Annotated in this window: 6 protein-coding genes; 3 read left to right on the forward strand and 3 right to left on the reverse strand. The window is 47.4% G+C overall.

Annotated features, from left to right (window positions below; translation table 11 throughout):
- The 3 genes from AC4E7D_RS09640 to AC4E7D_RS09650 form a co-directional block, all read left to right on the forward strand.
- A partial coding sequence (locus AC4E7D_RS09640) for a glycoside hydrolase family 3 N-terminal domain-containing protein (protein ID WP_490173589.1) occupies positions 1-1,015 on the forward strand: 1,015 nt, incomplete at its 5' end.
- A 6-nt stretch (positions 1,016-1,021) separates the two neighbouring features.
- Positions 1,022-2,098 (forward strand): anhydro-N-acetylmuramic acid kinase, encoded by a 1,077-nt coding sequence (locus AC4E7D_RS09645; RefSeq protein ID WP_490173590.1) that lies wholly within the window; start codon positions 1,022-1,024, stop codon positions 2,096-2,098.
- Between the two features lie 178 nt (positions 2,099-2,276).
- Positions 2,277-3,533, forward strand: coding sequence for a hypothetical protein (locus AC4E7D_RS09650; protein WP_490173591.1), 1,257 nt, complete (start codon positions 2,277-2,279; stop codon positions 3,531-3,533).
- A 31-nt stretch (positions 3,534-3,564) separates the two neighbouring features.
- Here the strand turns inward: AC4E7D_RS09650 and AC4E7D_RS09655 are convergent, their stop codons facing one another.
- The 3 genes from AC4E7D_RS09655 to AC4E7D_RS09665 form a co-directional block, all read right to left on the reverse strand.
- Positions 3,565-4,032: a hypothetical protein gene (locus AC4E7D_RS09655; RefSeq protein WP_490173592.1), complete on the reverse strand. Its 468-nt coding sequence runs from the start codon at positions 4,030-4,032 to the stop codon at positions 3,565-3,567.
- Positions 4,033-4,158: 126 nt separating this feature from the next.
- Positions 4,159-5,700 (reverse strand): acyl-CoA carboxylase subunit beta, encoded by a 1,542-nt coding sequence (locus AC4E7D_RS09660; RefSeq protein ID WP_490173593.1) that lies wholly within the window; start codon positions 5,698-5,700, stop codon positions 4,159-4,161.
- Positions 5,701-5,703: 3 nt separating this feature from the next.
- On the reverse strand, positions 5,704-6,951 hold a 1,248-nt coding region (locus AC4E7D_RS09665), incomplete at its 5' end, for an acetyl-CoA carboxylase biotin carboxylase subunit (RefSeq protein ID WP_490173594.1).

Below are 6,951 nucleotides of genomic sequence, written 5' to 3' on the forward strand. Positions count from 1 at the left end.
ACAGGGAATTCTCAGCTGTGCGAAACACTTTCCGGGGCACGGGGATACGGCTACGGATTCCCATCTCGGGCTTCCCGTCATCTCAAAGTCCAGGTCAGCATTAAGGGAACATGAGCTCGCTCCCTTCAGTGAACTGATACAGGACGGGGTAGACGCGGTTATGATCGGTCATCTTGCCGTGCCGGCCCTTACGGGAGATAACATTACCCCTGCCACCCTGTCTGACCGGCTTATAAAAGGCACATTACGGCAGGAAATGGGCTTTGAAGGGGTCGTGGTTTCCGATGCCCTCAATATGCATGCGGTCTCCAAACACTACCCTGAAAAAGGCGAGCTGGAGTTTCAGGCGTTTTCTGCGGGTATTGATGTGTTCTGTTTTTCAGAGCATCCTGAGGAGGGTATCAACAAAATTAGTGACCGGGGGGCCAGAGAAGATATCGAAGCCGCTTTTAGACGTGTATGGGAGCTGAAATCGCGATGCTATTGGGATCCCGGCACTGTGCATCCCATCCTTAGTGATTGTAAACCCTTAAACCTGGAGATCGCACAAAAATGCCTTACCGCCTACCAGGGAGAAACAACATCTCAGGCTTTTCCGGATGCAGAGTGGATGGGTGTGCAAATAGGCGCAGTAGAAGATAACCTGTTCTTTAAACGGATCATGCAGAAGAGGGGACTGCAACAAATCACGATAGATTGGGAAAAGGCACCTTCCATGGATCAAATAAGATCTGGAGATCGCTATCTTTTGGCCATTTTCCCTCCTTCAGTGAAACCGACGAACCGTTTTGGATGCTCCGAGGCTACACTGGCTTTAATTAATGGTTTGCTCCAAAGTGAAAAGGTTACCCTATATCTCTTTGGTAACCCCTACTTCTTAAATTTGTTACAACCGGATCCCGATAATACGATTATCATTGCTTATCAAAACTTTGGGGTATTTCAGGAAGTAGCGGCAGACCACTTTTTGGGGAAATGTCCTGCTCCGGGTCAACTTCCCATCCAATTGAAATAAAAATGAATGAAAACATATAAAGTCATAGCGTTAATGTCCGGAACTTCCCTTGACGGGCTCGATATGGCCTACTGTCATTTTCGTGCCAAAAGTGACACCTGGGAGTTTGATATCGTTAAAACACGACATACAGGGTATACCGAAGACCTAAAGGATAAACTCAAAAATACCATAACCCTGTCTGCGATTGACCATATGCGTCTTGATCACGGCTATGGTATTTGGCTGGGCCAGCAGGTTCGTGCATTTGTTGCAGAGGAAGGTCTGGATGTGGATTTTATTGCCAGCCATGGCCACACTTCCCATCATCGCCCGGAGCTGGGCATCACTTGTCAGCTGGGCTCTGGCCAGCACATTGCCAATGCATCAGGTAGTACTACCATCTGTGATTTTCGTTCTAATGATGTCGCCCTTGGCGGTCAGGGTGCCCCCCTTGTTCCTATCGGGGACCACTTCCTGTTTTCCCAGTATACTTTTTGCCTCAATTTAGGTGGCATTTGCAATATCTCCTTCCTTCACCAGGGCAAGCGCATCGCCTATGATATCGGTGTGGCCAATATGCTTTTGAACCATCTTTCAGCAATGGGGGAAATGCCTTACGATGAGGGCGGTAAATACGCCGCTTCGGGCACTGTTAATCAGGAATTGCTTGAGGCACTCAATACCCTGCCGTACTACAAACAATCTTTTCCTAAATCAACAGGTTACGAATGGTTTACAGGCTCCCTTCTCCCCCTTGTGAACCAACATAAGGATTCACTGGAAAACCTTTTGTGTACCGCCGTTCACCATATTACCGATCAGATCAGCCTGCAAATCATGTCCCATATAACCTCAGTACAAGCCTCTGTGTTGGTAACAGGAGGAGGAGCCCATAACGACTTCCTCATCAACCTGCTTCGTAAAAAACTTGGGGAGCGTGTGGATATCATTGTCCCGGACCGCACCTTGGTGGATTTTAAGGAAGCCCTCGTATTTGGCTTTATGGGGGTTTTAAGGATGCAGCACAAGACCAATGTACTGGCCTCGGTTACCGGGGCAGAAAGGGATAGTGTTTCCGGCGTAATCTACCTGCCCAGCTAAACTGCAAACACCGTAATATCAGTAATTGGGAAATGCATCAGTAAAAAATATGCATCCAGTCAACCTATTGCCAAAACTACCGTATAAGGTATGACAAGAATCATAAAATTCTACAATAATATGCCTTAGACTTGTGCTGTATTTGTACTTGATCAATACAACTGCAAATGTCTCAATCATGATGTCAACTCGAAGTATGGCCCTTTATCTTTTCGGGCTTTTTCTATTTATCAGTCAGTCTTTTTACGCACAGGGTTTTCCCAATTATGATGGCGGGTTCAAATTTGCAATGAGCGAAGATGGTTCCAAATACCTGCGTATTGTGTCCTGGGTCCAGGGTCAGGCACTTTACAATACGGACGACACTTTTGATCTCAATGGAAATGAAAACAATAACCTGAGTTTCAACCTGCGCAGGGCGCGGATATTGATGTATTCCCAGCTAAACAAAAACTTTCTTATCGTTACCCATTTTGGGTTGAATAACCTGAACAGTAATACCCTCAGTCCTACAGGAACAGGGGAGGGTTCTCAATTATTTTTTCACGGCGCCTGGGTGGAATACAACCTAAATCCAAACCATGCGCTTGGTGGTGGACTGCATTACTTTAACGGCATTTCAAGGCTGAACAGCCAGAGCACCCTGAATATGATGACGCTTGATAATCACCGTCAGGCCTGGGCCACCTTGGGGCTTTCTGATCAATTCGGACGGCACGTGGGTGTTTTTGCCAAGGGAAGTTTCAACAGACTGCAGTACAGGGTATCTATCAACGAGGCCTTAGTTTCAAGTCTGGATCAACGCCTCCCAATAGCCGGTGGGCAGGCAGTCTACGGCGGACGTTCCCTTCTCGGGTCCAAAAAAGCTGGCAGGACCTATGCGGGGTACTTTGACTTTCAGTTTTTCAATAAAGAATCCAATCTGTTGCCTTATAAAGTAGGGACTTATTTAGGAGAGAACCGAATTTTTAATATTGGAGCTGGGTTTTTCTATCATCCTGATGGAGCCGTCGTAGATAATGGAACAACAGCCGTGCCCCGCCTCACAGGGCAGGATGTGTTCATTTATGGTATCGATGCATTTTACGATGCCCCTCTGAGTGATGACGGAAGTGCTATTACCGCCTATGCGCTTTACCAGGTTACGGATTATGGAAGGAATTACTTCTTTGGGCCCTACGGTACGGGCAGCTTTTTTTGTGCTCATGCCGGTTACGTTTTCAAAGGGGATCTGACCAAAAGGAGATACCAGCCATATGTAAGTTATGAAAGGCAGTCTTACGATGCCGATGACGACAACAGGAATACCTTTGGAATTGGCATCAATGCCTATAGAAGTGGTCACCACTCCAAATTTACCCTGGAATATAAAAATGACATTTTTGGATCCACTAAGGCCAATTTTTTAATTCTTCAGGCCATGATCTACCTATAGTCATTGACGTATGTGTATTGCTGTTCCGGCTTTAGAAAAAGTGCTCGTATTTGCCTTTGACACGTCTCCACAGCCTCCAGACCACGTAGACACCGATCAAGCTCAACATCGAAAAGCCTGCTGCAAAATAAACCCAAAACCAGTCGAAGGTATAGGTGGCGTGATATTCGGGCTGTACATCAAAATTCTCCCAGGGACCAGTTCTACCCAGCACATAGATCAACACACGTACGGCATGTACCATAACTGACCATACTCCCATTTTCAATGCCGTGCTGGCATACTGCCATTTACTGAGGATGAACCAGCGTGAACCCGCGAGCAAAGCACCCAGGTCCAGCATGAATTCGAGAATCAGTAAGGCATAGACCCACTCCGTAAGGATCTCGAATGCCTGCTCTACCAGCACCATTCGCAGAGTGCGAAAGAGAAGGATGCTGCTCCCCAGCATTAGTAGTCCGGCGTATAACCGCTGCCTGGGATCTTTTACTCGGCGCATCCGCCAATAGCGATATCTTGTTTTTACCTGCATTCCTTACAAATAAAATATACTGAAGAAAACAGCCTATGATGTAGCTCAGTTCTTCTTTTCAAATACCCAACAAGTAAATGTCTAACAGCCAAATTACAAGGGAATGTTCCCATGTTTTCGTTTGGGGGCAGCCATCTGCTTGTTTTTCAGCATAGCAAAAGCCTTGATAAGTTTACGACGAGTGTCCTTGGGGAGGATCACCTCATCTATGAAGCCTCTTCTAGCTGCCATGAAAGGATTAGCAAATTTCTCAGCATAGGCTGCTTCTTTTTCTAACAATTTTGCTTCTGGATCATCTGCACTTGCTATTTCCTTCCTGAAAATGATCTCACTGGCCCCTTTGGCCCCCATAACGGCAATTTCCGCACTCGGCCAGGCGTAGTTAAAGTCGGCCCCTATATGCTTGGAATTCATAACGTCATAAGCACCGCCATAGGCTTTTCGGGTAATAACGGTCACCCTGGGCACCGTGGCCTCACAGAAGGCATAAAGGAGTTTAGCCCCATGTACGATTATGCCATTCCACTCCTGGTCGGTACCAGGCAGGAAACCCGGCACATCCTCAAGGACCAGCATCGGAATATTAAAACTGTCGCAGAACCGCACAAAGCGTGCCGCCTTGACGGAACTATTGACCCCTAATACCCCGGCCAGGTACATAGGCTGGTTGGCAATGATTCCAATGCTTTTACCCGCAAGACGGGCGAAACCTACAATGATATTTTCTGCGTATTCCGCATGGATTTCAAAAAATGAATCCTTGTCTATTATCCCACTGATGACATCATGCATGTCATACGGTTTATTGGGATTTTCAGGAATAATCCCGGACAGCTCCTCCCGGACCTCATCTTTCAATTCATAAGGCAGGTCTTTGGGGGTCTCCCGATTACTTTGCGGCAAATAGCTGAGCAGTTTCTTTACATCCTCCATACAGGTGATATCATTGGCACTGGTCCGGTGGGCCACTCCTGATTTTACGGCATGGGTGTGTGCGCCACCAAGTTCTTCTGATGTAACCTCTTCATTAGTGACGGTTTTCACTACATTAGGTCCGGTGACGAACATATAGCTGGTCTTTTCCACCATAAAGGTAAAGTCGGTCATGGCAGGTGAATAGACTGCCCCTCCTGCACAGGGTCCCATAATCGCCGAAATTTGGGGCACTACCCCAGAAGCCAGAACATTGCGATAGAAGATATCAGCATATCCTCCAAGCGACCTGACACCCTCCTGTATCCGCGCACCTCCGGAATCATTCAGGCCAATTACCGGGGCTCCTACCTTCATTGCGAGGTCCATAACCTTACAGATCTTCTCGGCATGTGTCTCGGATAAAGCCCCGCCAAATACCGTAAAATCCTGTGCGTAGACATACACCAATCGCCCTTCGATGGTTCCGTATCCTGTTACTACTCCATCCCCGTAATAGAGCTCGTTTTCCATCCCAAAATCTGTTGTTCGATGGGTTACCAGAATGCCCATCTCCTCAAAGGAGCCTTCATCGAGCAGGTACTGAACGCGTTCCCGTGCTGTTAGTTTTTTCTTGGCGTGTTGTTTTGCTATCCGCTCTTTACCGCCTCCAAGGTGGGCGAGTGCAACGCTTTCTTTAAGTTTTTTGATCTTCGAGTCCATCTGTTAGTTATTTGGGATGCGTAAAATCTCCTGGTCTTTCAAATATTTTTTTAAGGCCACAATTGCTGCTATTCTGGCTTCTTCTTCGGAACTTTTATGCAGGACTTCCGGCGAATAATAGTTCTTTACGAAATGGGTGTCGAAATTGCCAGATCGGAAGGCTTCGTGTTCACATACGAAACGTCCGAAAGGGAGGGTGGTCTTCACGCCTTCCACTTCATAGGCATCTATGGCCTGGATCATAAGCGCAATGGCTTCTTCCCTGCTCTTCCCATAAGTAATGAGTTTTGACAGCATGGGATCGTAGTAAATAGGCACTTCCATCCCCTCCTCGAAACCATTGTCTACTCGTATCCCCTCGCCCACAGGAAGCCGGTATTTTTCGAGCTTACCCACACTGGGAAGGAAATCGTTCAGGGGATCTTCGGCATACACGCGGAGTTCAATAGCGTGCCCATCTATTTGAAGGTCTTTCTGCTGGATGGGGAGGGCTTCCCCCCGGGCTACCCTGATCTGAAGTTCAACAAGATCAACTCCGGTTATCAGCTCCGTGACCGGGTGTTCCACCTGCAGGCGTGTATTCATTTCAAGGAAATAGAAATTCAGATCGGCATCCATGAGGAACTCCACGGTACCTGCCCCGAGATAGTCACAGGATTTGGCTACCTGGGTTGCTGCCACCCCCATTTTTTCCCTTAATTCCGGAGTAAGGATGGCTGAAGGTGCTTCTTCGACCACTTTTTGATGCCGCCTTTGCACACTGCATTCCCGCTCAAAAAAATACAGGATATTGCCGTGGCTATCTGCCATGATCTGGATTTCAACGTGTCTTGGGGAGGTAACATATTTTTCAATGAAAACAGAACCGTCCCCAAAGGCAGAGGTCGCTTCACTGATGGCCCGCTCCATTTGCGATTCCAGGTCCTTTTCCTTTTCCACAATTCGCATCCCCTTACCTCCTCCCCCTGCGGAAGCTTTAATCAGGATAGGAAATCCTATTTCCCGGGCGATTTCTTTTGCCTTCTGCACATCAGTAATGGCCTCATCTATACCGGGCACCATAGGTATTTTATACTTCTTTACGGCTTCCTTGGCGGCCAGTTTGCTTCCCATCATCCTGATGGCTTTCGGTTTGGGGCCAATAAAGGTGAGGCCGTTCCGTTCTACTGCTTCCGAAAAGCCGGCATTCTCACTGAGAAATCCATAGCCAGGATGGATGGCATCTGCGTTGAGGGATTTTGCTACTTCTAT

It is taken from the genome of Lentiprolixibacter sp. (genome assembly GCF_982873095.1).